We start from the raw sequence: 25,232 nt of genomic DNA on the forward strand, positions 1-25,232 counted from the left end.
CTTTCAGAAGAGCCCGTCCTGCATCCCGCCCTGCAACCCCCCGAACTCCCGCACGGGCACCGTCACCGCACCGGCCGGTTCACCCTCACCGGCGGCACTCAACTCCCACCCCTTCATCAGCCGCGTATCCAGCACGACGACCCCACGCTCGCCGGCCAGATGCAGATCGGGCCCGGCGGCAGCCACCAGCTCCCCCCTCACGACACCCCCCGCCACGAGCTCACCCACCACGCCCACAGCCGGCGGCAACCCGTCGAGCCCGAACACCCCGGCATGATCGACGGCCACGAACGGCATCCGCTCCAGGGCCTCCGGCCACCCACCGAGCCCCACGGCCTTCGCATGCAGCGCCTCGACCTCGCCCGCCCGCACCACCGCCTCCGGCAACGCACTGCGCACGGCCCGCTTGGCGTCGTACGCGATCCGATCCGGCACCCCCAACGCCGTACGCAACAACTCCTCACTCCGCCGAGCCGCCATCAGCGGCCCCCGCCCGAGCCAACTGAAGACAACGGCCCCCTGCTCAAGGAGCCTCGCCTCCCCCCTCTCCACAGCCGTGATCCCGACCTTGACCATCCCGCTCCCGAACCAAGCGAGATACACGTGATACGGCCGCGGATCATCGGCGACGGTATCGGCGGCAACGGAGTGCGCCCGCTCCAGCCGCGCACACTCCTCACACTGCGCCCCAACACTCCGCCCCGACACGACAGCCCGCACCGCACAACTGTTCCCCCGCGCCCCCACACAAGTCCGCACACCCCCTTCGACCACCGCAAACGCCACCCGCTTCCCCCACACCAACACACTGCTCCGCCCACCACCCCACCCGAGCACGGGCCCGTCGACGCCCCACCGCAGCCCCGTACATCTCCACACCTGTGCCATCACCCCGAGCGTAGAGGCCACCACTGACAGTCGGCCTTGCCGTACTTCACAGCTGCACGAACGACGCGAGAGGCCCCCGGTGGATCACCGGGGACCTCTCGCCTGCAACGATCATCGCGCCGGACGCCGGAGGGTCAACGCAAAAACCGGAGGCCCTGTCGATCTCCCGACAGGGCCTCCGGCCCGCACGTTCTGGACCGCTACGCGCCAGGAGCCCGGTACTGGACCTGCCCGGCAGTGCGCAGGGCCTCCATCGGCCGGGCCGACGGAGTTGACCCGCACGCCCGCGCCGGGCACCGCCAGTGTCGAGCACCAGCAGCACGGGGTCGAACTCGTCCGGGCGCAGCTCCGGCATCCAGCGCACACCCCATGCGCCCATCTGCTCTACCAGTGGCCGCGAGTAGGTCCCAGCCCTCATCCACGATCATGGACATGCAGGATGTCCCGATGGTGCGCTGGAGACAGTGATCACCCGTTTCTTCCTCTCTACATTTCGGGGCGGGCCGGTGTGAGTGTGAGCCGGTTGTCGCTGCCCGGCTTCTTCCAACTGACTGCGTTGGCGTGGACGATGAATGCCTCGCTGGTGTCGTCCTGACCCTCAACGCATATCAAGCGGCGGGTTCCCCTGACCGCGCCCTGGTCGATCTGGGTGAAGTCGGGAAAGGAACGCAGTATGGGGGTGATGTAGCGGGTGCCGAAGATGTCGAAGACCTCGTACTTCTCGGTCGTGTTGCGCTTGAGGTAGGCCAGGCGGAGGTAGCGTGCTCCGGCGCCCTGGACGATCATGCGGTAGGCGGGGTGGTCCCGGACGGTGCCGAGGGTGGCGTTCTGGACGTTGCCCTTGTTGCCGGTCATGCCGAACAGGGGCAGGCCGTCGATCAGGGGGGCGAGGGGCCGGGTGCACCAGGAGTCGGCGTCGGTGTAGATGCCGCCGTACCGGGCGAGGAGTTCGAGGCGGAGAAGGTCGGCCCGAATGGCGAGCGGCTGGTCGGCGAGGGCGTCGTAGACCCACTGGTTGTGCAGTACGGGGAGGTTCTTGTCGGTCCAGAGCCGGACCTGGTAGTCGGGGTTGTGCTCCTTCCAGGTGCGGAAGTTGTCCCGGTAGGGGAAGGCCTTCTCGCCGATCCAGATGACGTGGATCAGTTTGGGCATACCCGCCTGCGTGGTGTCCGCCGATGTGGCATCTACGACGTTGACAGTGGATCTACGGAATCTGTTGCGGATCACGGCGCCTCCCAGCGGACCATGGTGTTGAAGAAGTCGGCCGCCTGTGCGCGGCGGCGATCGGCTCGTAGCACTCGGCGATCCCGGCCGGGTCGAAGCGCTCGGAGTCCTTGAGCGCCGCACCCGCCATCCGATGCTGCAGCGCCTCGTTGTTGATCAGTTCGAGCAGGTCCTCGGCGATGGCCCCGACGTTGCCGACCTGGACGAGACGTCCATCCACGCCGTTGTCGATGACCTCCCCCGGGCCGTGCGGGCAGTCCGTGGAGACGACGGGCAGGCCGCAGCACATGACCTCGACCGTGGAGAGGTGCTCGGCGATGCGGCGGTCGGTGAGCGCGCTGTACTGGCCGTAGCGGCCCTCCCCGCGCGGGAAGACCCGGGCCGGCGCCCGGTCTGCGGAGTCCCCGTCATATCCCGGGCCGTCCTCGCGGACGTCGGCTAGATGGCGCACGCGCGGGTTCCGCTGGAACACCGGCTCGTCGCGGTGGCCGAGCACCGAGGCGATCTCGACGTCGTACTGCTGGGCAAGGTTGTACGTCGTCCGGGCCGTGCCCCCGATCCCGTAATCATTGCGTAACACTGAGGAAATCTGCATACGTCCCCGTATCTCCGTCTCATCCAGCTAACTGAGGGCTAGACCGGGGAGTTGGTGTAATGGTTGGGCTTGCTTACCATCTTGTTCTCGAACAGTTGGTCTATCGGTAACCTCTTTCGGGAACGCTTCGGCGCCGAGATGCATCAGGGCTCGCAGGACATCTGCGGTACGTCGAAGCACTCGTTGTTCATGTCGCCCTGGCTCACCCGTTCCCGGGTGTCCTCCCAAGGGCCACCGAAAGGCAGGCCCTGCGGGTCTTGGGTGGTTCGGGCAGGCGCTCGTACCAGACGGACAGCAGTGGCCGTCTGCGATGTACGGCTTCCCCGAGTCCATTCCCCGCGCCCAAGGGCTTCGGGTGGATCTCCGCGGCGTCACGACGCCCGGGACGCGCCCCCACCCTCGAAAGAAGCCGTGGACTGAGGACGAGGTCAGGACGTTCCTCGCGCACGTCGTCTCGGACCGGCTGTACACGGTGATGCTGCTGTCGCTGATCGGGCCGCGCCCCGCCGAGGTCTGCGGCGTGCGGTGGACGGACATCGACCTGACGGCGTGCCCGACACGGTGGTGTCGGCGGGGGCCGGTCACGCGGACCTCGGCTCCACGAAGCGGACCTACGTGCACCCCGATCCGCAGTCCTTGAAGGCGGGTTCGGACAAGCTCGCCGAGCTGCTCAGCCAGGCAAGATCAACAGCGGATGTGAGAAATTGTGAGAGATCACGACGAAGGCCCCGACCCTCCGAAGAGGAATCAGGGCCTTGGCCTGGTACTTCCGAGTGCACTCGGCAGGATTCGAACCTGCAACCTTCTGATCCGTAGGCGGGTGCGCGTGCCATCTGGGCCGTCTGCTGCGGCTGGATGCACTCACTTCCGCCCCACCAACCGTGCGCCGATGTGTCTGTGTGTGCGCTGACGTTGATGTCAGCGATTGATGTCAGACGGTGGCGTCCTCAAAGCTGGCTACGGCGACGTCATTTGGGACCACCGAGGCGTCTCGAAGCGGCCCCGATCTGTGAAGATCGCCTCCCGTGAAGGTGGCCTGGAATGGCTCCACTTGGCCCTTCTGGCTCGTCATTCGTGGGGCCAGTTCAGGTCGTCGCGGTACAGGCTTCACGAATTGGGGCCCGCCGGAGGCGCCTTGGTGGAGCCGGAAGAGCACGCCGCAGCCAGCCGTACGGCGACACCGGTCATGTCGCGGTGAACTGCTTGGTTTTGTACGTGGGAGCTGACACCACTTGTCGCTGCCGCCCGCTTAACGCCCTCTGTGGGCCGTACCGGTCACCGGCCTCGGCCGTTCGGCGGACGCCGCGGCCGCCTCCGGGGCGGCTTCGCCCGGCCGGGGCACCATGCCTGGCGTTGGGGCATCCAGGCCGCCCCTTTACAGAAGGACGAGAGCCGGGCGCGAACGTGCCCGCGCACCGGACAGGAGGAGATGGATGTTCATGCGAACAGCCCGGGCGGTGTGGCGCCGGTGGGTGCCGACGGCGATGGTGGTGGTGACGGCGGGGGCGGTCGGCGTGGCCGGGGCGGTCCCGGCCACGGCCACGGCCAAGGACGGCACCGTGGTGAACTGCAAGGACAACCCCCGAGCCCTGCAGCCCGCGATCACCGCCGCTCCACCGGGGGCGACGCTGCGGGTGAAGGGGACCTGCACCGGCCCCTTCACCATCAACAAAGACCTGACCCTGATCGGCCTCGAACGCGCGGTCCTCGACGGCAACCAGGCCGGCTCCACCGTGACGGTCACCAACGCCGTCCGGGTGCGGCTGACCACCCTGACCATCACCAACGGCGCCGGCCGCCTCGGCGGCGGCATCCACAACGCCGGCGGCACGGTGACGCTGGACCACTCCACGGTGAAGGGCAACACGGCGGAAGACGGCGGCGGCGGCATCTACAACCTCAACGGCCCGGTGACGCTGGACCACTCCACGGTGGAGGGCAACACGGCGACATCCAGCAGCCTCGGTAGCGGCGGCGGCATCTACAACGCCGCCGGCACGGTGACGCTGAACAACCGCTCCACGGTGAAGGGCAACACGGCGGAAGGCGGGGGCGGCGGCGGCGGCATCGTCAACACCAACGGCGGCACGGTGACGCTGGACCGCTCCACGGTAGAGCGCAACACGGCGAAATCCGACGGCGGCGGCGGCGGCATCGTCAACAACGCCGGCGGCACGGTGACGCTGAACAACCGCTCCACGGTGAAGGGCAACACGGCGGAAGGCGCCGGCGGCGGCATCTTCAACGGCGGCGAGGTGACGCTGGACCACTCCACGGTGGAGGGCAACACGGCGACATCCAGCGACCTCGGCATCGGCGGCGGCATCTTCAACGCCGGCACGGTGACGCTGAACAACCGCTCCACGGTGGAGCGCAACACCGCTAGTCGCAACGGCGGCGGCATCTTCAACGACGACTTCGGCACGATGACGCTGAACCGCTCCACGGTGAAGCGCAACACCACTAGTGGCAACGGCGGCGGCATCTACAACGACGGCGGCACGGTGACGCTGAACCGCTCCACGGTGCGCGACAACACCCCGGACAACTGCTTCCCGCCCGGCAGCGTCCCCGGCTGCACCGGCTGACCTCCCCACATCCCGCCGGCAGCCCCCGGCCGGCACACCGCAGCGCACCAGCGGCCCGCAGGGCACCCGGGATCCCGTCCCGGGTGCCCCCGGTACCCATCAGGCGGAACCGGCCGGGAAGCCGACGAGGCGACGTGGTGACATCCACGATTGACACCAACGACGGCGGATGAGCCCGGAATCTGGCGGCTCGGCATGGCCGGAGTCACGTAACGGAGTGGCCGCTCGACAGGGCCGAGACGCACACCCGATCGAACTCAGCGTTCGGCGTGGCTGCGGCGTGCTCTTCCGGCTCCACCAAGGCGCCTCCGGCGGGCCCCAATTCGTGAAGCCTGTACCGCGACGACCTGAACTGGCCCCACGAATGACGAGCCAGAAGGGCCAAGTGGAGCCATTCCAGGCCACCTTCACGGGAGGCGATCTTCACAGATCGGGGCCGCTTCGAGACGCCTCGGTGGTCCCAAATGACGTCGCCGTAGCCACCTCAAAGCCATGGTCAGCGGGTGCGGCGCGACGCTGCGCGAGCCAACCGGAGACACGCGGACCTCCATTCACCGCGTCGCCCTCACGGACCGTGCGCACGTACTCGAAGCCCTGTTGGAGGTAGTACCGCTGAAGCGGTTCGTTCGTGGTCCACGCATCGAGCCGCAGCCATTTCGCCCCGTCTCGGTACGCACGGTCTCCGGCCCAATCAAGGAGCCGCCCCCCGAGGTTCTGGCCGGCGTGGGTGCGCGCCACGGTCAGTTTGTTGATGAACCTGGACGGCTCGCTCAGTTCCTGCTCTGTCCACAGCCCTGGTTCGGCTTCCGGCGTGAGCGTGATGGTTGCCGCAGTCGTCTCGCCATCCATGACCATGAAGACGGTGCCCGCCTCAATCGTGGCCAACAGGCGGTCAGCGGGGTAGGGCCGTTGCCATTGGTCGGTGCCGAGACGGGAAAGCCATGATGCGGCCTCCTCACGGAAGGTCAGCAGCTTGGAGACGTCGTTCGGCTGGGCGGGGAAGATTCTCACTGAGGCTCGTTCTCGCTTCGGGCGGACAGTTCGCCGATCTCGTAGTTCATCCGGTTCAGGTCACCCCGGAAGGTCGTGATGGTGCATCGGATCGGCCGGTCTGCCGAGTAGCCCGTTCGGGTCCAGAGCAGCACTGGAACACCAGCGCCGATCTCCAGAAGGCGTGCCTCATCCGGGGTCGGCATGCGCGTGGCGATCTCGTCGAAGTACCCGATCTGCTCGGTTCCACGGGCAGCCAGATACCTCGTAGTCCCCTCCTCGATGTCCCCTGGCTCAGCTAGGCGTGGCGCCTCCTCGACCAGCCATGCCGGGTAGTAGGTCGCCTGCGTGGACCATGGCACGTCGTCCACGTACCGGTGGCAGAACCGCAGGACGGTCTTGGCTCCCGCCTCCACCTTCAGACGCCGGGCGATCTCTTCTGAGGCGGGCAGCATCTCGACTCGGAACGTCTGGTGCGGCCGTCGGCCAGCGTTCGTGACGTCGGTGTTGTACGCGTCGCCGTTGTTCGGGAAGTTCAGGTTCTCGAATCGGGACGCATTGAGTTCGAAGACCTCATGTGACCGGACCTCGTACCCGAGTCCCTGACTGGACGTGATCAGCCCCTCAGCGACCAGCAGGTTCAGCCCGGAGCGCACGGTGTTACGGGACGCGCCGAAGCGCTCTGAGAGGTCTTTCTCCGAGGGCAGTCGCCCGTCTTCGCCCGGCTTCGAGTACTTGCCCTCATTGATCTCACGGCGCAGGACGTCGGCTAGCTGCCGGTACTTCGGCTGCTTGTTCATGCCCTCATCATGACGCACTCGCGCAACTTGTTGGTACATGTGGCCCGAACCCCCTTGACGGCTCACCTTCCGTGGGTGCAGCATCACTGCATCAGCTTGTACCAACAAGTTGAGCAAGCGGTGCAACACCATTGAGTGTGCCCGCCTGCACTGACAGCGCCCGGAGGAAAGCCCGCAGGGGTGAGTACGAAGTGAGCGCGCATTGGTTGAGAACTCAACAGTGCGTTTAGAGATCGACGGGGCGTGAGCCCTGTCCCCGTGGCGGCCCGGGTGATGGCCGCAGGCAGCCACTTCGTGGCAGGTGAACGTGTCCTGTCCCGCGTGCCAGCTCTGGAGACCCCTGGGGATCATCCCTTCATCACTGGAGGTCAGCCTCTGGGATCCACCTGGTGCGCGCTGCCCTGCTGGCGTCAGAGCAGTGACGATGACGCGCCCGATTCTTCCGGCTCGGGACCGGTCGGCCGTGGCAACGGCGGACCGGTGAAGCCCTGTCCCTGCTACCTGCGGGAGGTCGGCGTGGGCCGACGACATACCAAGGCGCCGTCCGTCACGGACCGGCCGGCGGTGCCGCACCACTCCTGACCGGTCCGATTCCTGGCTTCGCAGCCCTTCGTGCTGCGGCCGGCTGCCTCTCTCGCCCGTCCGTTCCGCGCACTGCGTGAGGACGTACGGGCGGGAGCGCGGGGAGTCGGAGATCCGACTTCAACGGCGCGCGGCCCCGGAGGTGCAACTCCGGGGCCGCTTTCGGGCCGTTCCACCTGTGAAGGGAACCACGACCCATGGAGCACATCGGTGCTGTTCAGGCGGTTGTTACCGCCGACGTTTTCGACCGCGAGCCGACGTTCGCGGAGCTGGACGCGATCGCGTACGAGATGCCGCTGATCCAGGCGGAAGTCGAGCTGCTGGACGCGCAGATCATCACGCTGGACCGCACGCCGACGGAGCTGGACGCGCGGCGTATCCGCCGGGCCCGCCGCCGGGTGCTGGCCGCCCGTCGGGCGCTCACCAACCGGCGCACGCGCGACCTGAGCGGGGTGGGCGCATGAGGACCATGGCCCCCGCCCCCGAGGTGCTGACCGACCACACCGGCCGGCCGCGCCCCGTCTTCGACATGCCGCTGAGCTACGAGCAGGCCCGGTTGGGCATGGCCTTTCACGAGGCTGGTCACGCCGTGCTGTCCATGGCCTATGGCATGCGCGTCATCACCTCCGAGGTCATCGCCTGGCAGGTAGGGCCCGACCGCATGCGCCTGACCGGCAACACCGCGTGGCAGGCGCTGCACACGTCGCCGTGGCACTTCGCCGCGCAGGCTGCGGCCGGTGAGATCACGCAGGTGAACTACCTGATGGCGTACGGGCTGTGGACGCCGGAGCGAGCCGCCGCCTGCGACTCCGCACACGACCGCGAGCACGCCATCGACATCCTGGCCCAGTTCGGCTACCGCCTCGGACGCGACCGCGCCCCGCAGGGCGGCAAGTCGTGGGGGATGGTGCAGGGCATGGCCCGCCGCAAGGTCGGCTACCTGTGGCGCGAGATCCGCACCGTGGCGCACGCCATGGACGAACGCACCGTGCTGACCGGTGACGAGATCGCCGACCTGATCGGCACGGTCAACCCCTCCATCGAGGGGGGCGCGGCATGAACGCCAAGACCGTTCTGCCCGCCGTGGCGATGACGGCGGTGTCCATGGTTCTCACTCTGGCCGTGGTCGTGATGTGGCTGGGCACGGCGGTGCCGTGGCCCGTTGCCGTGGTCGTCGGTCTCGGGATCGACGGGGGATGGCTGGCCACCCTCGCCTACGAACGCCGTCTGGCGGCACAGGGCGACCACAGCCGCACGGTGACCGCCGTGGGCTGGTGCTTCGGTCTGGTCGCGGCCGGTGTCCTGGTGGCGCACGCGCTGAGCGCCGAGACCTCCGCCGGTGCGTGGCTGGCCGTCGCGTGGCTGCCCATCGCGGCCAAGGCGCTGTGGCTGGTGCACGGACTGTGGGAGCGCACCGCGCTCACCCCGACCGCGCTCGGTGCGATCCGGGGTATCCAGCAGGAGGCCCGCGACGAAGCGGCCGTGGCCCGTGCCCGGCTGCGGGCTGAGGCCGCCACCGAGGAGACCCGGCTGACGGCCGTGACGGAGGCCGGAGCCCGCGTCGCACGCGTCCAGGCCAAGACCGCCGAGACCCTGGCCGACGCGTGGTCGACGCTGGAGACGGCGCGGGATGGCGAGGACACCGGCCACGCGCTGACCAGCGTGACGAGCCGCGTCACACCCGGCGTCACACCCCGCTGGGAGCTTCCGGTCTGGGGGCCCATGGAGCCGGTTGCAGCGCTCCCGCTGGAAGCGGCACCCGCGCTCACCGATCAGGCGTTGGACGTGCTGGTCGACGAGATCCGGCACAGCGAGGTACCGGCCCTGTCCTACCGCGAGATGGCCACCCGCTTCCGCGCGGCCGGACACTCCGCCTCCGAGGTCCGTCTTCGGGCCGCATGGAAGCGGGTGGCCGCCTGATGTCCGGCGCGTTCGGCAAGTGCTACGACCCCACCGGCGCACTGCACGGCGTGCCCACCTACCCGTGGCGGCTGGCCCCGGACGGTCTCGCGACCCGCCGTCAGTTACGCGCCCGTGGGCTGCGTCCGGGCGGTCAGCCGATCGCCGCGCAGGTGATGCGGGTCAACCGGCGCGCCAGCGGGGTGCGGATCGCCTACCTCTACCGCGAAGAGCTGGCCAAGCCGGTGCGGCCGATGACCTCGCGCAAGTGGGGCGCGCTTGCCCTGGCGATGCTCGCCCGCCGCACCTGCCCAAAGTGCCAGATCACCTACAGCTACTGCATACCGCGCTCGCTCGGCATGTGCGTGCTGTGCGCCTACCCCGACCAGGCCGCCTCCTGACCTGCGGCAATCCCGAGACGGAGACATCTGTGAAGACATCCGTGGGCACGCACAAGCTGCCCGGCTACGGCTCCACCCTGCGCACCGCCAAGCGCCTGACCGACCAGGCCGTCAGGCTCGTCAACCGGTCGGTGCCCGGCAGCATGCCGGACGTGCAGGTCGTCCTGACCAACCCGCGCGGCATGGCCGAACTCGGGACCGCCGCCGATGCCGAACTGGCCGGCGTCCTCGACAAGCGCACCCGCGCCCGCGCCGAACGAGCCGCACTCAAGTTGGCCCGCGAAGCGGCCGGCCGCGCCATTCCCCGCACGGACGGCACCGCGCTGGTCCTGGTCAACGTCGACCAGCACCCCGGCGAAGCCGAGTTCGCCGTGACCCTCGTGCACGAACTCGTGCACTGCATGCAGTTCAGCCGCAAGGACGTGGTCGAGCGGATCGTGCGCGACACCCGCGACGGCTTCCGCATCGAGCGTCAGTCACGCCGTCAGGCCCGCGAGCACCAGCGCCTGTTGGAGCTGGAGGAGCGCGAGGCCTACGGCAAGGAGCACCTGGCCAACCAGCTCGTTCCCGGCGCCGCCGCGTAGTCGGCACCCACAGATCGTGCCGCCGGGGTGGCCGCACCTTGCCACGGATCCGGGCCACCCCGGCGCCTCCCTCAACTCCCGCCCCGATCGGGGCAGTCAGGAGAACTCCCAGCATGAGTGACAACGTCGTATCCCTCCACAAGGACGCCGAACCTGCTGCTCAGGACGCGCCCGTCACCACCCTGACCGTGGTGTCGGATCCGCCTCCCGCGCCGGTGGTGCCGCTGTGGGTGCGCTCTGGCCGCGCCGTCAAGCGCATCGCCACCGACGAGCGGACCACGACCACCGTCCGCGCCATCGCCCGCCATGGCCTCTACGTCGCCGGCGGGGCGCGGATCGTGGCCCGCCGTACCTGGGACGGCCGGACCGCCGCCCGCTACGAGCGCCTGCTGCGTGCCGCCGAAGCCGCGGGGAACTACGAGGTGGCGGCCGAGTGGGAAGAGCGCGGGCAGCGCTTCCGTGAGGCACGCCACCGCCGCCGCATGGACCTGCTCACCTCGCCGATCGACGCCGCCAAGGGGGTTGCGGCCGGCACCGGCTTGGGCATCGGCGCCCTGGTCGCCCTCGGGATCGCCCTCGCCATCGCCAACAAGGACGTCACCGACGTCGTCACCCCGCTCATGGCGGTGATCGAGTTCATTCGCCTACTCATCACCATCGTTCAGGTGGTGTGGGGACCGCTGGTCACGATCGGCCCGTTCCTCGCCCTGCTCGCCCTGTGGGCCGTCGGCCAGCATCAGCAGGCCGCACCGCAGTGGGCGCTGCCCGCCAACGTCCGCAACGGCGAGGGCGAGCCCATCACCCCGTCGATCGTGGTCAAGGCCCTGCGTGACCTGGGGGTTCCGGCCCTGCGTAACGCCATCAGGGAGATGGGCGACGCGGGCGCGTCGATGCTGTCCCCGATCAAGATTGCCGGGTGTGGTGTCGAGCTGGACGTCACGCTGCCGTCCGGGGTGTCGACGATCGAGGTGCAGAACCGGCGGCGCAAGCTGGCGGAGAACCTCACGAGGCACGAGCATGAGGTGTTCATCACGATCCCGGAGGCGGCCCGCACGGTCCGGCTGTGGATCGCCGATTCCGGGGCGCTCGATGAGCCGATCGGGCCGTCTCCGCTGGTCACGGATGAGACGCTGACCGCCGACTACGCCAAGGGCCGCGCCCCCTGGGGTCAGGATCTGCGGGGGGACGCTGCTTCCCTGAGCCTGTATCAGCGCCACCTGCTCATCACGGGTCTGTCCAACCAGGGCAAGACCGCCTCCCTTCGGGCGCTGGCGCTGTGGGCCGCGCTGGACAAGCGGATCGAGTTCCGGATCGCCGACCTGAAGGGCGTGGGCGACTGGGCCATGTTCGACGGCCTGGCCACGGTGCTGATCCAGGGTCCGACGGATGAGCACGTGATCGAGGCGACCGAGATGGTGGAGGACGCCCTCGACGAGATGAACCGCCGCATCGAGGCGCGACGGCTCGACCCCGGCGCGGTGTTCGACCCGCTGGTCTGCATCGTGGACGAAGCGCAGGTGGCGTTCATGTGCCCGGCCATCGACGACGCCAAGCGGCCCTACGGCGGGTCCAAGGCCACCTCGCGCTACTTCATGGCCGTCCGCAAGATCCACAACCAGGGCCGTGCGGTCGACGTGCTGATGTGGCAGGGCACGCAGGACCCCACCGACCAGAACCTTCCCAAGCTCGTCCGCGAGGGCGCGCACACCCGCGCATCGCTCGCCCTGGGCACCGAGTCGCAGGCCGTCATGGCGCTCGGCGAGAAGGCCGTCAACGGCGGCGCCGCCCCGCACCTGCTCAGGCAGGGCCTGGACAAGGGAACCCTGGTCGTGGCCTCCGACGGGATCGCCATCCCCAAGGGCCAGTCGTCCCTCACCGTGCGCACGCACTACATCGACGACGACGAAGCCAAGGCCATCACCGCCCGCGCCAAGGCCATCCGCGACGGAGTCACCACCCTCCACAGCATCGAACGCGCTGAGGAGCGCGACCCGCTGGCGGACGTCTTCGACGTCATGGGCGACGCAGAGCGCTCGTACACCCAAGACGTCCTCAAGCGACTCGCGATCCTCAGTGAGGACGCCTACGGCGGCTGGACCTTCAGTGACCTCAAGCGGGTGCTGGAGGCCGCCGAGGTGGAGGCGTACAAGTCCCACGGCCGCATGGTCGTCCGCCGTGACGACGTCGCCCGCGCTCTCGCCGCCCGCGCTCTCGCCGACCGCGACGGCGAAGGTTCCGCTTCCGCCTGACAGCAGCGGGGAGGCGGACCCTCCCGCGCCGGGGAGGCGGGGAGAACTCCCCAACCGCCTCCCCGCCCCGCCTCCCCCGCGTTGATCAGCGAAAACATCGTTTCGGGGAGGCGGGGAGGCACCCCAGGTCAGCCCCCTGAAACCCCCTCCACACGCCCCGGCACGGGGGTGTGTCCGCCTCCCCAACCCAGCACCGGAAGGGATTCCGCATGTACCCCGAGACACCCCGCCACGGGCCCACCGAACAGGCCGTGGAAGTCCACCACCCCACCCCCATACCGCCCGCCGTCACGGCACCGCTGGTGCCGGTGCAGCCGCACGCGGTCCCGTCCGTGGCGAGCGTCGTCCTGCCCGACGGGCGGGTCGTCACCGGCTACGCCATCGAGCCCGCCAAGCCCGAACCCGTCACGGCCAAGCCCGCCGTCTCCCGCACGGCGGTGAACATCGCGCTCGGCGGCATCGGGTTCGGCGCGGTGTGCGGCGGGCTGTTCCTGCTGACCACGTTCATCGCCGCGCTGACCGCGCTGATCACCCAGCTCGTCATCCTGGCCGCCGTCGTCTTCGGCGGCTGGGTCGCCGTGCAGGTCTTCGGCGCGAGCGGCCACAGGGGCGGGACCACGGTCCATATCCGCAAGGCCGTCTTCAAGCGCAACCACTTCCACGGTTGACGGTCAGCCTTCGCCGTGACCGGCCCTCCGCCGGATGACAGTGCCCACCCAGCCGCCCACCGCGCTCGCCGTCAGCGTCAGGGCGAATGTCCCGGAGTCTGCCCAGGACTTGCCCACCACCACATGCCACACCACGGCAGCCAGCCCGTAAACGGCACCCGTGACGGCCAGCACCGCCAGCCAGCGCACCAACCGGCGCCGGCGCCACGGGGTGGATGCCTCATCGCCCGTCTCCTGGCACTCCGTCATGCCCAACCACCTACCCCTGAAAGGACACTTCGTGTTCGACATCCGCATCATCTGCGAGCCCGCCGAGACCGACCGCGTCGTCGCCGCGCTGGACAGCGTCTTCACGGCTGGCACCGTGAGCGTCTACCCCACCCGCGACGGCAGGCGCCACCGCCTGTACGTACGGGCCGACCACCGCCCCGAGCCGGAACCGTGGCCGTCGCCGGACGAGGCGTACGCGCTCGCCCCCAGCATCATCAGCGAAATCGGCTGGACGGCCCGCACCCTAGCCACCACCAAGTGCTTCACGGCGCTGGACCGGGACTTCTACCTACGCAAAGCCGCACTGCTCGACCGCATCGCCCTGTTGGACGAGCCCGACGAACCGGACGGCGACGCCACCGTGACCGCACAGGCCGCCGCCCTGTACCTGCTCGACAAGGACCACGCCCCGGCTCACGCGGCCAGGAACCCGCGCGGCTACGTCCGTCAGGAATACGTCCAATGGGCCGAGCAGGAGCGGCGCACGGAGCTGGTTGCGGCGGGGCGCTGCCCCAACTGCCAGTGGCCAGAGCGTGACTGCAACTGCGCCGACCACCCCGACGCCTAGCTACGCCAAGGGCGGCCCCCCTCTCGCCAAAGAACGCGGGGCCGCCCTTGTCCACCTGCCAGATACAGACCTGTGGAGGTCTCCAGAATGACCCAACCCACCGACATGAGGCGAGAGCGCCACGTGCCGCCGCATGTGCCGGACACGTTCCGTGTGCTGGACGCGTACTCGTGCATCGGCGGCGCCACCCGCGGCTACCAGCGGCTCGGCTGGCACGTGACCGGCGTGGACATCCAGGCTCAGCCGGACTACTGCGGTGACGTCTTCCACCAGGGCGACGCCATCGAGTACATCCGCGCCCACGGCCACGAGTACGACTTCATCCACGCCTCCCCGCCGTGCCAGGGCGAGGGTGCCCCGACCAAGGGCACCAACGCGACCCGCAACGCAGCGATCGGCCGGACGTACCCCCGCCTGATCGCCCCGACCCGCGCGGCCCTGGAGGCGACGGGTCGCCCGTACGTGATGGAGAACGTGGCCGGCTCCGAGGTCCACAAGGATCTGCGGCTGTGCGGCGAACAGTTCGGACTCGGGGTGCTCATGCACCGCTACTTCGAGCTGGGCCGCTGGAGCACCGCGCAGCCGGCCCACCCGCAGCACCGGGGCAGGGTGCGCGGTTGGCGGCACGGGCAGTACTTCGACGGCCCCTACGTGGCCGCCTACGGCAAGGGCGGTGGCAAGGCCACGGTCGCGGAGATCCGTGAGGCCAAGGGCATCGACTGGTCCGAGGATCACTTCCGGCTGCGCGAAGCCCTGCCCCCCGCCTACACCGCCTGGATCGGCCGCGCCTTCCTCGCCACCGCGGGGACGCTGGGGGCGGTCGCATGAGCGCCACGAACACCCATCTGCGGACCGCGCTGCACCTGGCCACTGCCGGTGTGCCGGTGCTGCCGCTGCGGGACGGGAAGGTGCCGTTCGGCAACTGCCGCACCTGCGCGAAGAACGCGTGCGGCGGCCGGCCGAACATGAAGAGCGCGGGCCCCTGCCGGTGCCCCGCCCCCTGCCACGCATGGGCCGCCGCCACCACCAACCCGCGCATCCTCACCTCGCCCGCGTGGGCCCCGGCGTGGCGTCAGGCCGTGGCCGTCGCCTACCACCCCGGCGGCGCCGGGCTGACCGTGGTCGACCTCGACAACGCGGCGGCCGTCGCGTGGGCCCGCGCCACATTGCCCGCCACGCGCACCGTGCCCACCGCACGAGGTGAGCACTGGATCTTCCGGGGCGCCATGCCGTCGGCCAACGCGGTCCGCCCCGGCGTGGACATCAAGTCGCTCACGCAGTACGCCCGTTGGCGCGGCCCCGGCGCCGGACGCATGACGGCTCTGCCGTCGGCCGTCCGCGCCCTGGTCGTGAAGGAAGACACCACCCCCGCCCCGCGCCGGGTGGTGTCTTCCGTCCCCGCACGCGCCACCTGGGACCGCTCCGTGGCCACCGGGTGCCGCCACACCGAGCGGTTCATCCGCACCGGCCTTGAACGCGGCCTCGCCCTCGTACGGGCCCGCACCGAATCCGGCGCCGGATCACAGGCGTTCGGCGTGGCCCGCTTCCTGACTGCCCAGCACGCACAGTGCCCCGGCCCGTGCGGGCTGGACGCGATCGGCGAAGAGATCGTGGCCGCCGCCGTCCTGGTCGGCGTCCCCGAGTCCTACGCCCGGCGCGCCGTCACCAACGGCCTTGAGACGGTCTCGGAGGGCGCGGCATGAACAAAGCGCCACGAAACCCCGTAAACGGCCCGCAGAGCGCCGTACAGGGCCCGCCACGGTCGGCCGTGGGCGAACCGAAGGGCGCCGCCCGTAAGGGCGTCCTTTCTGCCCTTGGTTCCGACCCGCAGGTAGGCGACGGACGGTACCCCGTCGCGTGGCTGCACATCCGCGCGCCGCGCGGCGCCGTGCCCACGGCCACATCGAAGTGCGCCTGCGGCAGGGACCGCAGCGCCGTCGGTAAGGCCCGTGTTCTGGCCCTGATCGACGACCACACCGCCCACCGCGACGCATGCCCGCTCCGCAACCCTCAGGAAGGGAGGGACGCCGCATGACCGACCACCCTGCCCCCGAGGAACTGCCCGCGCCGTCCAACCCCATGGCCGTCGCCCGCCGCCTGCTGCCCGACTGGCAGACCGAGGACGGACAGCTCATGTACCGGCGCTGGCGCGCCTCTTGGATGCGCTGGAACGGCACCTGCTGGCGCGAGATCGACGAAGCCCAAGTACGCAAGGCCATGTACGAGCGGCTTGAGCACGCCGTCTACCGGGCCCCCACCAAGGACGGCCAGACCGAAGAACGCGACTGGGCACCCACAAAACCGAAGATCAGCAACCTTCTGGACGCGCTCGGCTCCATCACGCTCCTGCCCACCGACACCGACGCGCCCGCGTGGCTCGACGACGCCGACGCGAGTGAGCCGGACGGCGGTCCGATCGTGGCGTGTGACAACGGCCTGCTCAGAATCCGGGACCGCGCACTGCTGCCGCACACCCCCGGATTCTTCAACCTCGTGTCCGTCCCGTTCGCCTACGACCCCGCCGCCACGGCACCGGAATGGAAGCACTTCCTATCCGAGGTCTGGCCCGACGACCCCGACGCGATCACCGCCCTACAGGAGTGGTTCGGCTACGTCCTCTCCGGCCGCACCGACCTACAGAAGATCCTGCTCATGGTCGGCCCCTCCCGCTCCGGCAAAGGCACGATTGCGCGGGTACTGAAAGCGCTGGTCGGCAAGGAGAACCTTGCCGGGCCCACGCTGGCCGGACTGGGCACGAACTTCGGATTGTCGACCCTGGTCGGCAAATCGCTGGCGATCATCTCCGACGCCCGGCTGTCCGGCAACGACAACAGCCAGGTGGTGGAGCGGCTGCTGACCATCTCCGGTGACGACACCATCGACGTCGACCGCAAGTACCGCGAGCAGTGGACCGGCAAGCTGCCCTCCCGGCTGATGATCCTGTCCAACGAACTGCCGCACTTCGGCGACTCCTCGGGCGTCATCGCCAACCGCTTCGTGCTGCTCAGCATGCGGGTGTCGTGGCTGGGCAGGGAAGACCCCACCCTCACCGACCGCCTCATCGCCGAGATGCCCGGCATCCTCAACTGGGCATTGGACGGACTCGCCCGTCTCCAGCGAACGCGCCGGATCACGGAACCCGCATCCAGCCGCGACGCGGTCACCACCATGCGGGACACCGCCTCACCCACCAGCGCGTTCGTCCGCGAACGCTGCACCACCGGCCCCACATGCAGCGTTCCCGTGGACGCACTGTGGACGGTCTGGCGCGAGTGGGCCGAGGACAACGGCGTCCGCCCCGGCACCAAGCAGGTCTTCGGCCGCAACCTGCTCTCCGTCGTCCCCCAGCTCAACCGCGCCCGCCCACGGGCTCCGTCGGGCGAGCGAATCGCCATCTACAACGGGATCGCCCTCAGCGGCTGAGTCCACATTTCACCGGGTCGCGACCCATCGCGGCCCACCACGCCTGAGCTGCGGCTTTGCTCATGCCTCACCACGGCCCATCGCGGCCCACACCCCGAGCGGGATGGGCCGCGATGGGCTGCACAGCGAAGCCGCAAAACCGCAGGTCACAGCTTTGGGCCGCGATGGGTCGCGACCCACAGCATTGTGACGCCAACCACACTCCGCCCGGTCCTCTCACCCGAGGAGATCTCCGCATGACCACCGCCATGCCCCCGAGCCACGAGGCACTCAAGGTCCCCGAAGTGATGGCCGCCCTGCGCCTCAGCCGCAGCAAGGTCTACGACCTCATTCGCTCAAAGCAACTCGAAAGCTTCACGTCCGGACGCTCCCGCCGCGTTCCGGTTGACGCCGTACGCCAGTACATGCAAAACCGCATTGAGGAGACCGACTGATGGCCAAGCGTCGCGCCAACGGCGAAGGAACGATCACTAAGCGCAAAGACGGACGCTTCCACGCCGCCGCCTACGTCTACCGCCCCGACGGGACCCGCACCCGCCGGTTCGTCTACGGCAAGACTCGTGAAGAAGTGGCCGACAAGCTCACGGAGTTGCAGGAGAAGACTCGACAGGGCATCCCGGCGGCGTCGTCCACGATGGCGTTCGGGGACTACCTCACGTACTGGCTCGCCACCATCGCGCCGGAACGCCTGAAGCCCGCCACGCTGAACAGCTACGAGGGTTTGACCCGCCTGTACATCCGGCCGGCACTCGGCAAGAAGAAGCTGAACCGCCTGTCACCGGCAGACGTGCGCCGGTTCCTCTCGGAGTTCAAGGCTTCCTGCCTGTGCTGCCTGCGTGGTGCGGACAAGGAGCGGCCCGAGGAGAAGCGATCGTGCTGCGCCGTTGGCCGCTGCTGCAAGCGTGCTCCATCGGCCCGCACCGTGCAGTACATCCACGCCGTCATGCGGTCCGCACTACAGCAGGCGATGCGCGAGGAACTGATCGCGCGCAACGTCGCGCGAATCGTGGAAACCCCCACCGTCACCGCCAAGGAGGTTCGTCCGTTGGACGCCGGAGAGGCCCGCCTGTTGCTCAAGACCGCTCGGTCCCACCGCCTTTACGCCCTGTGGCTACTGCTCGTGTCGACCGGCCTTCGGCGCGGCGAAGTTCTCGCGCTCACCTGGTCGGACATCGATCTCGCGAACGGTCAGCTCCGCGTCCGCCGGAACGTACAGCGCATCCGGCGTGAGCTGATCTTCGGTACGCCCAAGACTATGCGGTCCATCCGTACGGTGTCCCTGCCGAAGCACTGCGTACGGGCGCTCACGCAGCACCGCGACCAGCAGGAACGAGAACGTAAGATCGCGGGCAAGAAGTGGCAGCCTGCGCCTGGGCAGCCCGATGGACTGATCTTCACCACGGCGACCGGCCGAGTCACGGACCCCCGCAGCCTGAACCGGATGCTCACCATCCTGTGCAGGAACGCGAACGTACGCCGCGTGCGGGTGCATGACCTCCGACACACCTGCGCTTCGCTCCTGCTCGCTCAAGGGGTCGACGCTCGCACGATCATGGAAACGCTCGGGCACAGCACGATCACGATGACGCTGGACACCTACGCGCACGTGATGGGCACGACGTTGCGAGCTGCGGCCGATCGGATGGATGACGCTCTCAGGCTCGACGACCCCGACGAAGATTCGGAGGAGGAGACGAAGTCGGACACCGAGGACTGAGCACCACTTCCGGGTGCGTTGATGTCACCGGCTGATGTCAAAGGCCCCACCGGGCGAACCGGCGGGGCCTTTGACCTGTGTGCACTCGGCAGGATTCGAACCTGCAACCTTCTGATCCGTAGTCAGATGCTCTATCCGTTAAGCTACGAGTGCCTGTGTGTTCTGTTGTGTTGGCTCTTCCTCGTGGGCTTTTGGGCCCCGTCGGCGTTGCGGGAACAACATTACATGACTGGTGGCGCCTGGCGAAATCCGTTTAGCGGACCCTGCATGACCTGCGGAAACGGCCATGGAACGGTCGATGAACGACCGAAGCCCCGGCCAGTCGTGACCAGGGCTTCAGGATCATGAGGCGGAGGCGGAGGGATTTGAACCCTCGATGGGATTGAAGTCCCAAACCGCATTAGCAGTGCGGCGCCATAGACCGGACTAGGCGACGCCTCCAGCACAGCCGCCCGCGCGAGCGCGAGTGGATGCGTCCAGATGATGACACAGCCAAGCGGGGTGTCACCAATCGCCCCCCACGGTACTAGGCGGAAAGGGCGAAGAGCAAAGGCGTAACGCGACGCAACGTCCCGGGACGGGCAGCGTTAAAGGGGTGGGGCCTGCGCCCCGGACCAGCGATCCGACCACAGAACGATTGCAGATCGATCGCGGACCGACCGCAGACCGCCCACTGCCCGCAACCCGCCCCGAACCCCGTGGAGCCCCCCATGTTCCGCCGTCTCGCCCTCACCGCAGCCGCCTCCGCCACCGCCTCCCTCGCCGTGCTCGCCGCGGCGCCCCCGGCCGCGTACGCCGAACCGTTTCTCCTTGTGCCGCCGCCGGCCTCCGGCAGTGATCGCCTCACCGTGACGGTCAGCGACGCGGGGGACGGGCTGGACGGGACGTACGAGCTGGAGTGTCATCCGGAGGGTGGCAGTCATCCCGACGCCGAGGGCGCCTGCGAGCGGTTGGACAGACGGACGGGCTGGGGTGAGGACCCGTTCGCGCCCGTCGAGCCCAGGGGGATGTGCACGATGCAGTACGGCGGTCCGGCCACCGCTCGCGTCACGGGAACGTGGGCCGGGCGGCCCGTCCACGCCATGTACGGGCGCGGTGACGGGTGTGAGATCGCGCGGTGGAACGCCATGGTGCCCGTACTTCCGAAGTTCGGTTCCTGAGTCGCCCCCTGCTGAAGGGCGAGGGCTGAAGAGGAGGGTTGAAGAGTCAGGGTTAAAGGGGAGGTCACAGCTTCTGCGTCTTCTCTACTTGTCTTCTGCGTGCGACCTCCCTCTCATCCGGCGTCGCGAGCGCAACCTCTGCCCGTAGACTCCCTCGCGTGACACGTAGCGGACCGGTTGGCAAGATGGCCTTCGCGGTCGGCAAGATGCGGTAACAGGGAGGAAGCGTCTCGTGAGCAGCAGGCCATCCCGAGGCGCTGCTCGCCTCGCAGCCATACTGGACGCGCTTCCCGATGCGTTGGTGCTGGTCAACGCCAATGGGACCGTCGTCAATGCCAACACCATCGCCCTGGAGGCCTTCGAGGCCCCGGGCACCGCTCTCGTGGGGCGCGGGCTGCTCGATCTGCTGCCCGAGTTCGACTCCCGGCTGATCCCTGGGTCCATGCGCCGACCCGAAAGCATTGACCCGCGTGGGCGGACCAAGCCGCGGCGGATGATGGCCCGGCGTACCGACAGCAGCGAGTTCCCGGTCGAGGTCACGAGCGCGAATCTGGAGAACGGCCACCAGGCGTACGACAGTTCCGGCTACACCAGCGATGAGCTGCTGATGCTCGTCGTACGGGACCTCTCCGGCACCGTCGACACCGAGGCCGAGCTCGCGCGTTCGCAGCGGCAGACGGAGATGATTCTGCGGGCCGCCGCCGAGGGCGTGGTGGGCACCGATACAGAGGGGCGGGTCGTCCTTGTCAATCCGGCCGCCGCGCAGATACTCGGCTTCCGGGCCAGCGACCTGGGCGGGCAGGAACTGCATCCGCTGATGCTGCACTCGCGCGCCGACGGCACGCCCTTCCCGTACGAGGAGTCACCGCTCGCCGACACGCTGCGCTCGGGGCGCAAGCACCGGGTGCGCGGGCAGGTGGTGTGGTCCAAGAGCGGCGACCAGGTGCCCGTCGACCTGACGACCGCGCCCATAAGGGACGGGGACCAGCTCGTCGGCGCGGTGATGACCTTCACCGACCGGCGGGCGTACGACGCTCTCGTCGAGGAGAAGGACGCGGCGGCCAAGCGGCACCAGGAGGAGCTCGCCCGGGCCGCCGAAGAGCATGCCGCGGCGCTGAACTCGCTCCGGGACGAGCACGGCCGGGAACTCGCCGGGCTGAGAGAGGCGCACGAGGAGGAGCTGGCCGCGGGCGACGACCGGTACGCGGCGCTCGCCGAGCGGGAGAAGGACCGGTACGAGGCGCTGGCCGCGCGGCACGAGCAGTTGCTCGCCGTGCTCGGGCAGTCCCTGCGCGGCCCGCTCGACCAGCTGCGCGGTGACCTGTCCGCCCTCGCCGCCGACGACGCCGGACAGCTGTGGCCCGAGGCCAACCAGGTACTGCACCACCTCTCGGCCGGCTACTCCCGGATCACCACACTCATCGACAACGTGCTCGGTTACCAGCGGCTCGACGCCGGGGCCGAGGACGTCGTACGGACGAAGGTCATGCTGGACGCGGTCGTCGCGGCCGGTGTCGACGGAGCCGTCGAGCTGATCGGGCCCGGGCGGGTGCAGTTCGCCGTGCACGCGCCGCCCATCGAGGCCGAGGTCGACCCGCAGCGGCTCGCGACCGCGCTCGCACACCTCGTCGCGGACGTCGCGGGCGTCGACTCGACGGGCAACGCGCCGGTCTCGGCCGGTGGCTACATGGACAACACGGTCGTCGTGGCGGCGGCCCAGCGCGGCGAGGTCGTACGGATCGAGGTGCGGGGGCCGTACGCGGGGGGAGACCCGGTGCACGAGCCGATCGTGCGCGGGATCGTGCGAGCGCACGGTGGAGTGCTGCAGACGCATGAGGTGCCGGGGATGAGCGGCAGTGCGTTTGTGCTCGAGGTGCCTATCGGGGGCGGGGCCGGGGCGGTTTCCGCTCAGGCTCCGGCGCTGGCTCTTGGTATGGATGCGGCTGGTACGGATGTGGCTGCGGGCTCGGGTGCCTCGGCGGAGGGTGGGCCCGGTTCCGCGGTTGCGCTGCGCGAGCAGGTCCCCCCGCAGGGGGGTGGCGGGCGGCGGCGGGCTCGGCGGGCTTCGGTGGACGCCTTCCTGGAGAGCGAGGTCGCGCCCTCGGCCGGGACGGGGGCGGAGACCGGGGCGGCCGCGCCCACCGGGCGGCGGCGCAGGCGGGCCGCGGCGGATGAGTCGCAGATGACACAGGTGCCCGTTCCGGCGCAGGGGACCGGTGAGGGTTCCCTGGTATCCGGTGGGACCGGGCGGCGGCGGGGGCGGCCGAGTCCCGCGGAAAGTGGCGGCGGGGTCGCCGAGGGTGCGGTCGTGACCGCGGCCGAGCATGCCGCGGGTGCCGCGGCCACCGGGCTCGGGCCGACGGTGCCTCCGCAGGGCGTGCCCGCGCCCGAGGGACAGCGTCCGCGGCAGCTCGGCGGTGAGCGGCAGGCGCTGCCGGCGGCACTGCCGACGGGTCAGGGCGGTGACGGAGCCGGTCAGCAGACCGGCCAGCCGACCGGGCGGCGTCGGCGTGCGCTGGCCGCGGCGGCCGAGCGCCAGGCCGCTCAGGAGGCCGAGCCGCGCTCGGTGTTCGCGCTGCCGCCGGCGGAGGCGGACCGTGGGTCTGAGTACGCCGCTCAGCAGTACGCCGCTGCTCAGCAGCAGGCCCACGGGCAGACCGGGCAGCAACAGGTCGGTCAAGAGCAGGTCAGTCACGGGCAGGCCGATGACGGTCGTCATGATGCGGCCCTGCACGACCCGGCTGAGGATCACACTCCGCCACAGCCGCATCCGGTGTCGGCGCCTACCGGGCGGCGGCGGGCTCGGCAGGGGGATGCCACGGGGGCGGGGCAAGGTGTTCCCGGGCAGATGGCGCCCGCGCAGGCGGTGGCTCAAGGGGCTCCCGCACAACTCACTGCCGCTCAGGGGGTTCCCGCGCAAGGTGACGCTTCCCAGGGTGTTCCCGGACAGCCCGTTGCCGCGCAAGGTCTCCCGGAACAGGGAGCTCCCGGCCAGAGCGTTGCCGTTCCGGGGACTGTCGGGCAGGGCATGCCGCAGCCGGTGGTCCCGGCGCAGGGCGTACCTCCGCAGGGGATTCCCGCGGAGGCCGCCGCCGCTGCCGCGACCACACCTGCGGGCGGTATCCCCGCTGCGGGTACGTCGCCTCAGGGCACCGCCGTCGCGCAGAACGCCCCGCCTCAGTCGCAACCCCAGCCTCAGCCTCAGTCCATGGCGGCTCCGAGCCCTCAGCAGCCCCAGCACCAGCCCTGGCCGGGCATGGGCGAAACCCCGGCTCCCCAGGCCGCAGCCCCCGCCACCGCCCAGGCACCGGAACAAGCGGACGCGCCCCGCACAGCCCAGCCCCTCCCCGCCGAAGCCCCACCCCCCGCGGTGCCCGCTGCCGCCGCGCCCCCCGTGGACCCCAACTCCACCCAGGGCCGCGCCATCAGCGTCCGCACGCTCGGGCAGGGCGTCCCCTTCGGTCGCCGTATGAGCGACGCCCAGCAGCCCCAGCCGAACAACCAGCCCACGCCCTTGGGGGCTCTTCAGCCACAGCCCCAGGCTCAGCAACCCCAGCGGCAAACTCAGACCCAACCCCAACCGCAGGCCCCGACCCCTCCTCCCCACGCGACCAATGGCTCCGGCCGCCGCCGCAAGCTCGGCACCCGTAACGAAGCCATTCCCGAGCCCGTCCCCGCCGCCGAGCACCCGGAGACGGCGGCCCGCCCGCACCCCCAGCCGACCGCGCCCGCGTCCGAGCCCCGGCCGGCCGACGCCACCGAGGGCCCCGGCCGCTCGTACGCCATAGGAGCCCCGGACGAGAACGCCGCCGAGGGTCCCGAGCCGCTCGACGGCCCCGGCGGGGCGGTCGAGGTCGCGAACCAGCCCCTGCCGCAGCCGATGGACGACGAGCTGCCACCGGAGCCCCTGGACAATCCGCGTCGGCTGCTGGTCTGGCCCGCGCCGGACGTCGGTACCCAGCAGGCGCTGAGCGACCGCGGTTACCGGCCGGTGATCGTGCACTCGCGCGAGGAGGTGGACGCGCAGATCGCCGCGTTCCCGGCCGCGCTGTTCGTCGACCCGCTGACCGGTCCCATCACGCGTACGGCGCTCCAGTCGCTGCGTACGGCCGCCGTAGCCGCCGAGGTTCCGGTGCTCGTGACGGCGGGACTCGGGCAGGCGACGCGCGAGGCGGCGTACGGTGCCGACCCTGCCGTACTCTTGAAGGCGCTGGCACCCCGCGACAGCGAGCAGCACCCGCCACGTGTGCTGCTGATCGAGGAGCACGCGGAGATCGCGCTGGCGCTGACCGCGTCGCTGGAGCGGCGCGGGATGCAGGTCGCGCGGGCCTCGTCCGACGCGGATGCCGTCACTCTGGCCGGGCAGATGCGGCCGAACCTCGTGGTGATGGATCTGATGCAGGTACGCCGCCGCCGTGCCGGAATCGTCGACTGGCTGCGCGCGAACGGCCAGCTGAACCGCACCCCGCTCGTCGTCTACACCGCCGCCGTGGACCAGTCCGAACTCCCGCGCCTGGCCGCGGGGGAGACAGTCCTGTTCCTCGCCGAACGCTCGACGAGCAGCGAGGTACAGAGCAGGATCGTGGACCTGCTGGCGCGGATCGGCACGAACTGATCGTTTCGCGT

Annotated in this window: 22 protein-coding genes and 2 tRNA genes; 16 read left to right on the plus strand and 8 right to left on the minus strand. The window is 69.9% G+C overall.

The annotated features are described in order from the left end of the window. Positions 1 to 3 precede the first annotated feature (3 nt). From ACYVO6_RS31815 to ACYVO6_RS31825, 3 genes are all read right to left on the minus strand, one after another. A complete protein-coding gene (locus ACYVO6_RS31815; protein ID WP_461067203.1) occupies positions 4 to 888 on the minus strand; it encodes a DUF2797 domain-containing protein in 885 nt (294 codons plus the stop codon). Positions 889 to 1,374: 486 nt separating this feature from the next. Continuing rightward, positions 1,375 to 2,115, minus strand: a complete 741-nt coding sequence (locus tag ACYVO6_RS31820) for a glycosyltransferase family 32 protein (RefSeq protein WP_461067205.1) — start codon at positions 2,113 to 2,115, stop codon at positions 1,375 to 1,377. Continuing rightward, the gene (locus tag ACYVO6_RS31825) at positions 2,093 to 2,707 is read right to left on the minus strand and encodes a glycosyltransferase (RefSeq protein WP_461067207.1); all 615 of its coding nucleotides are present in this window, start codon (positions 2,705 to 2,707) and stop codon (positions 2,093 to 2,095) included. The genes ACYVO6_RS31820 and ACYVO6_RS31825 overlap by 23 nt, the downstream gene beginning before the upstream one ends. A gap of 1,439 nt (positions 2,708 to 4,146) precedes the next feature. Here ACYVO6_RS31825 and ACYVO6_RS31830 point away from each other — a divergent pair. Next, positions 4,147 to 5,295: a right-handed parallel beta-helix repeat-containing protein gene (locus tag ACYVO6_RS31830; RefSeq protein ID WP_461067209.1), complete on the plus strand. Its 1,149-nt coding sequence runs from the start codon at positions 4,147 to 4,149 to the stop codon at positions 5,293 to 5,295. A gap of 423 nt (positions 5,296 to 5,718) precedes the next feature. Here the strand turns inward: ACYVO6_RS31830 and ACYVO6_RS31835 are convergent, their stop codons facing one another. After that, entirely contained in the window at positions 5,719 to 6,306 is a 588-nt protein-coding gene (locus tag ACYVO6_RS31835) for a GNAT family N-acetyltransferase (protein WP_461067211.1), read from the minus strand. After that, entirely contained in the window at positions 6,303 to 7,085 is a 783-nt protein-coding gene (locus ACYVO6_RS31840) for a GntR family transcriptional regulator (RefSeq protein WP_461067213.1), read from the minus strand. Before ACYVO6_RS31840 ends, ACYVO6_RS31835 begins: the two co-directional genes overlap by 4 nt. 779 nt (positions 7,086 to 7,864) lie before the next feature. Here ACYVO6_RS31840 and ACYVO6_RS31845 point away from each other — a divergent pair. The 7 genes from ACYVO6_RS31845 (at position 7,865) to ACYVO6_RS31875 (ending at position 13,468) form a co-directional block, all read left to right on the plus strand. Beyond that, a complete protein-coding gene (locus ACYVO6_RS31845) occupies positions 7,865 to 8,131 on the plus strand; it encodes a DUF6284 family protein (protein WP_461067215.1) in 267 nt (88 codons plus the stop codon). Next, entirely contained in the window at positions 8,128 to 8,727 is a 600-nt protein-coding gene (locus ACYVO6_RS31850; protein WP_461067217.1) for a hypothetical protein, read from the plus strand. Before ACYVO6_RS31845 ends, ACYVO6_RS31850 begins: the two co-directional genes overlap by 4 nt. Continuing rightward, positions 8,724 to 9,587 (plus strand): protein spdB, encoded by an 864-nt coding sequence (locus ACYVO6_RS31855; RefSeq protein ID WP_461067219.1) that lies wholly within the window; start codon positions 8,724 to 8,726, stop codon positions 9,585 to 9,587. Before ACYVO6_RS31850 ends, ACYVO6_RS31855 begins: the two co-directional genes overlap by 4 nt. Next, positions 9,587 to 9,967 (plus strand): RRQRL motif-containing zinc-binding protein, encoded by a 381-nt coding sequence (locus ACYVO6_RS31860; protein ID WP_461067221.1) that lies wholly within the window; start codon positions 9,587 to 9,589, stop codon positions 9,965 to 9,967. The genes ACYVO6_RS31855 and ACYVO6_RS31860 overlap by 1 nt, the downstream gene beginning before the upstream one ends. 29 nt (positions 9,968 to 9,996) lie before the next feature. Then, the gene (locus ACYVO6_RS31865; protein ID WP_461067223.1) at positions 9,997 to 10,551 is read left to right on the plus strand and encodes a hypothetical protein; all 555 of its coding nucleotides are present in this window, start codon (positions 9,997 to 9,999) and stop codon (positions 10,549 to 10,551) included. A 113-nt stretch (positions 10,552 to 10,664) separates the two neighbouring features. Next, the gene (locus ACYVO6_RS31870) at positions 10,665 to 12,800 is read left to right on the plus strand and encodes an ATP-binding protein (RefSeq protein WP_461067225.1); all 2,136 of its coding nucleotides are present in this window, start codon (positions 10,665 to 10,667) and stop codon (positions 12,798 to 12,800) included. A gap of 209 nt (positions 12,801 to 13,009) precedes the next feature. Then, the gene (locus ACYVO6_RS31875) at positions 13,010 to 13,468 is read left to right on the plus strand and encodes a hypothetical protein (RefSeq protein WP_461067227.1); all 459 of its coding nucleotides are present in this window, start codon (positions 13,010 to 13,012) and stop codon (positions 13,466 to 13,468) included. A gap of 3 nt (positions 13,469 to 13,471) precedes the next feature. On the opposite strand, the gene ACYVO6_RS31880 is transcribed toward ACYVO6_RS31875, so the two are convergent. Further along, the gene (locus ACYVO6_RS31880) at positions 13,472 to 13,717 is read right to left on the minus strand and encodes a hypothetical protein (protein WP_461067229.1); all 246 of its coding nucleotides are present in this window, start codon (positions 13,715 to 13,717) and stop codon (positions 13,472 to 13,474) included. A 31-nt stretch (positions 13,718 to 13,748) separates the two neighbouring features. Between ACYVO6_RS31880 and ACYVO6_RS31885 the strand changes: the two genes are divergently transcribed. From ACYVO6_RS31885 to ACYVO6_RS31910, 6 genes are all read left to right on the plus strand, one after another. Continuing rightward, on the plus strand, positions 13,749 to 14,306 hold the full coding sequence (locus tag ACYVO6_RS31885) for a hypothetical protein (RefSeq protein WP_461067231.1): 558 nt from the start codon (positions 13,749 to 13,751) through the stop codon (positions 14,304 to 14,306). 87 nt (positions 14,307 to 14,393) lie between these two features. Further along, positions 14,394 to 15,134: a class I SAM-dependent methyltransferase gene (locus ACYVO6_RS31890; protein ID WP_461067233.1), complete on the plus strand. Its 741-nt coding sequence runs from the start codon at positions 14,394 to 14,396 to the stop codon at positions 15,132 to 15,134. Next, positions 15,131 to 16,009 carry a bifunctional DNA primase/polymerase gene (locus tag ACYVO6_RS31895; RefSeq protein ID WP_461067235.1) on the plus strand — a complete coding sequence of 293 codons (879 nt, stop codon included), beginning with the start codon at positions 15,131 to 15,133 and terminating at the stop codon, positions 16,007 to 16,009. Before ACYVO6_RS31890 ends, ACYVO6_RS31895 begins: the two co-directional genes overlap by 4 nt. Before the next feature lie 328 nt (positions 16,010 to 16,337). Further along, positions 16,338 to 17,729 carry a DNA primase family protein gene (locus ACYVO6_RS31900; RefSeq protein WP_461067237.1) on the plus strand — a complete coding sequence of 464 codons (1,392 nt, stop codon included), beginning with the start codon at positions 16,338 to 16,340 and terminating at the stop codon, positions 17,727 to 17,729. 236 nt (positions 17,730 to 17,965) lie between these two features. Then, positions 17,966 to 18,163: a helix-turn-helix domain-containing protein gene (locus ACYVO6_RS31905; protein WP_461067239.1), complete on the plus strand. Its 198-nt coding sequence runs from the start codon at positions 17,966 to 17,968 to the stop codon at positions 18,161 to 18,163. Next, positions 18,163 to 19,446 carry a tyrosine-type recombinase/integrase gene (locus ACYVO6_RS31910; RefSeq protein WP_461067241.1) on the plus strand — a complete coding sequence of 428 codons (1,284 nt, stop codon included), beginning with the start codon at positions 18,163 to 18,165 and terminating at the stop codon, positions 19,444 to 19,446. The genes ACYVO6_RS31905 and ACYVO6_RS31910 overlap by 1 nt, the downstream gene beginning before the upstream one ends. A gap of 80 nt (positions 19,447 to 19,526) precedes the next feature. Here ACYVO6_RS31910 and ACYVO6_RS31915 read toward each other — a convergent pair. After that, positions 19,527 to 19,599 (minus strand) — tRNA-Arg (locus ACYVO6_RS31915). 197 nt (positions 19,600 to 19,796) lie between these two features. Beyond that, positions 19,797 to 19,887: transfer RNA gene (locus ACYVO6_RS31920), tRNA-Ser, on the minus strand. A gap of 269 nt (positions 19,888 to 20,156) precedes the next feature. Between ACYVO6_RS31920 and ACYVO6_RS31925 the strand changes: the two genes are divergently transcribed. Then, positions 20,157 to 20,606 (plus strand): SSI family serine proteinase inhibitor, encoded by a 450-nt coding sequence (locus ACYVO6_RS31925; RefSeq protein ID WP_461067243.1) that lies wholly within the window; start codon positions 20,157 to 20,159, stop codon positions 20,604 to 20,606. Positions 20,607 to 20,838: 232 nt separating this feature from the next. Then, positions 20,839 to 25,221, plus strand: a complete 4,383-nt coding sequence (locus ACYVO6_RS31930) for a hybrid sensor histidine kinase/response regulator (RefSeq protein ID WP_461067245.1) — start codon at positions 20,839 to 20,841, stop codon at positions 25,219 to 25,221. The last annotated feature ends 11 nt before the right edge of the window (positions 25,222 to 25,232 follow it).

Source organism: Streptomyces pseudoechinosporeus, from assembly GCF_054783935.1.

What these genes read in the sequence shown, in the direction of transcription:
- ACYVO6_RS31890 (WP_461067233.1), top strand. Translation starts at nt 14,394, where the DNA reads ATGACCCAACCCACCGACATGAGGCGAGAGCGCCACGTGCCGCCGCAT.
- ACYVO6_RS31845 (WP_461067215.1), top strand. Translation starts at nt 7,865, where the DNA reads ATGGAGCACATCGGTGCTGTTCAGGCGGTTGTTACCGCCGACGTTTTC.
- ACYVO6_RS31870 (WP_461067225.1), top strand. Translation starts at nt 10,665, where the DNA reads ATGAGTGACAACGTCGTATCCCTCCACAAGGACGCCGAACCTGCTGCT.
- ACYVO6_RS31830 (WP_461067209.1), top strand. Translation starts at nt 4,147, where the DNA reads ATGCGAACAGCCCGGGCGGTGTGGCGCCGGTGGGTGCCGACGGCGATG.
- ACYVO6_RS31860 (WP_461067221.1), top strand. Translation starts at nt 9,587, where the DNA reads ATGTCCGGCGCGTTCGGCAAGTGCTACGACCCCACCGGCGCACTGCAC.
- ACYVO6_RS31815 (WP_461067203.1), bottom strand. Translation starts at nt 888, where the DNA reads ATGGCACAGGTGTGGAGATGTACGGGGCTGCGGTGGGGCGTCGACGGG.
- ACYVO6_RS31880 (WP_461067229.1), bottom strand. Translation starts at nt 13,717, where the DNA reads ATGACGGAGTGCCAGGAGACGGGCGATGAGGCATCCACCCCGTGGCGC.
- ACYVO6_RS31825 (WP_461067207.1), bottom strand. Translation starts at nt 2,707, where the DNA reads ATGCAGATTTCCTCAGTGTTACGCAATGATTACGGGATCGGGGGCACG.
- ACYVO6_RS31840 (WP_461067213.1), bottom strand. Translation starts at nt 7,085, where the DNA reads ATGAACAAGCAGCCGAAGTACCGGCAGCTAGCCGACGTCCTGCGCCGT.
- ACYVO6_RS31900 (WP_461067237.1), top strand. Translation starts at nt 16,338, where the DNA reads ATGACCGACCACCCTGCCCCCGAGGAACTGCCCGCGCCGTCCAACCCC.
- ACYVO6_RS31875 (WP_461067227.1), top strand. Translation starts at nt 13,010, where the DNA reads ATGTACCCCGAGACACCCCGCCACGGGCCCACCGAACAGGCCGTGGAA.
- ACYVO6_RS31855 (WP_461067219.1), top strand. Translation starts at nt 8,724, where the DNA reads ATGAACGCCAAGACCGTTCTGCCCGCCGTGGCGATGACGGCGGTGTCC.
- ACYVO6_RS31850 (WP_461067217.1), top strand. Translation starts at nt 8,128, where the DNA reads ATGAGGACCATGGCCCCCGCCCCCGAGGTGCTGACCGACCACACCGGC.
- ACYVO6_RS31910 (WP_461067241.1), top strand. Translation starts at nt 18,163, where the DNA reads ATGGCCAAGCGTCGCGCCAACGGCGAAGGAACGATCACTAAGCGCAAA.
- ACYVO6_RS31925 (WP_461067243.1), top strand. Translation starts at nt 20,157, where the DNA reads ATGTTCCGCCGTCTCGCCCTCACCGCAGCCGCCTCCGCCACCGCCTCC.
- ACYVO6_RS31895 (WP_461067235.1), top strand. Translation starts at nt 15,131, where the DNA reads ATGAGCGCCACGAACACCCATCTGCGGACCGCGCTGCACCTGGCCACT.
- ACYVO6_RS31905 (WP_461067239.1), top strand. Translation starts at nt 17,966, where the DNA reads ATGACCACCGCCATGCCCCCGAGCCACGAGGCACTCAAGGTCCCCGAA.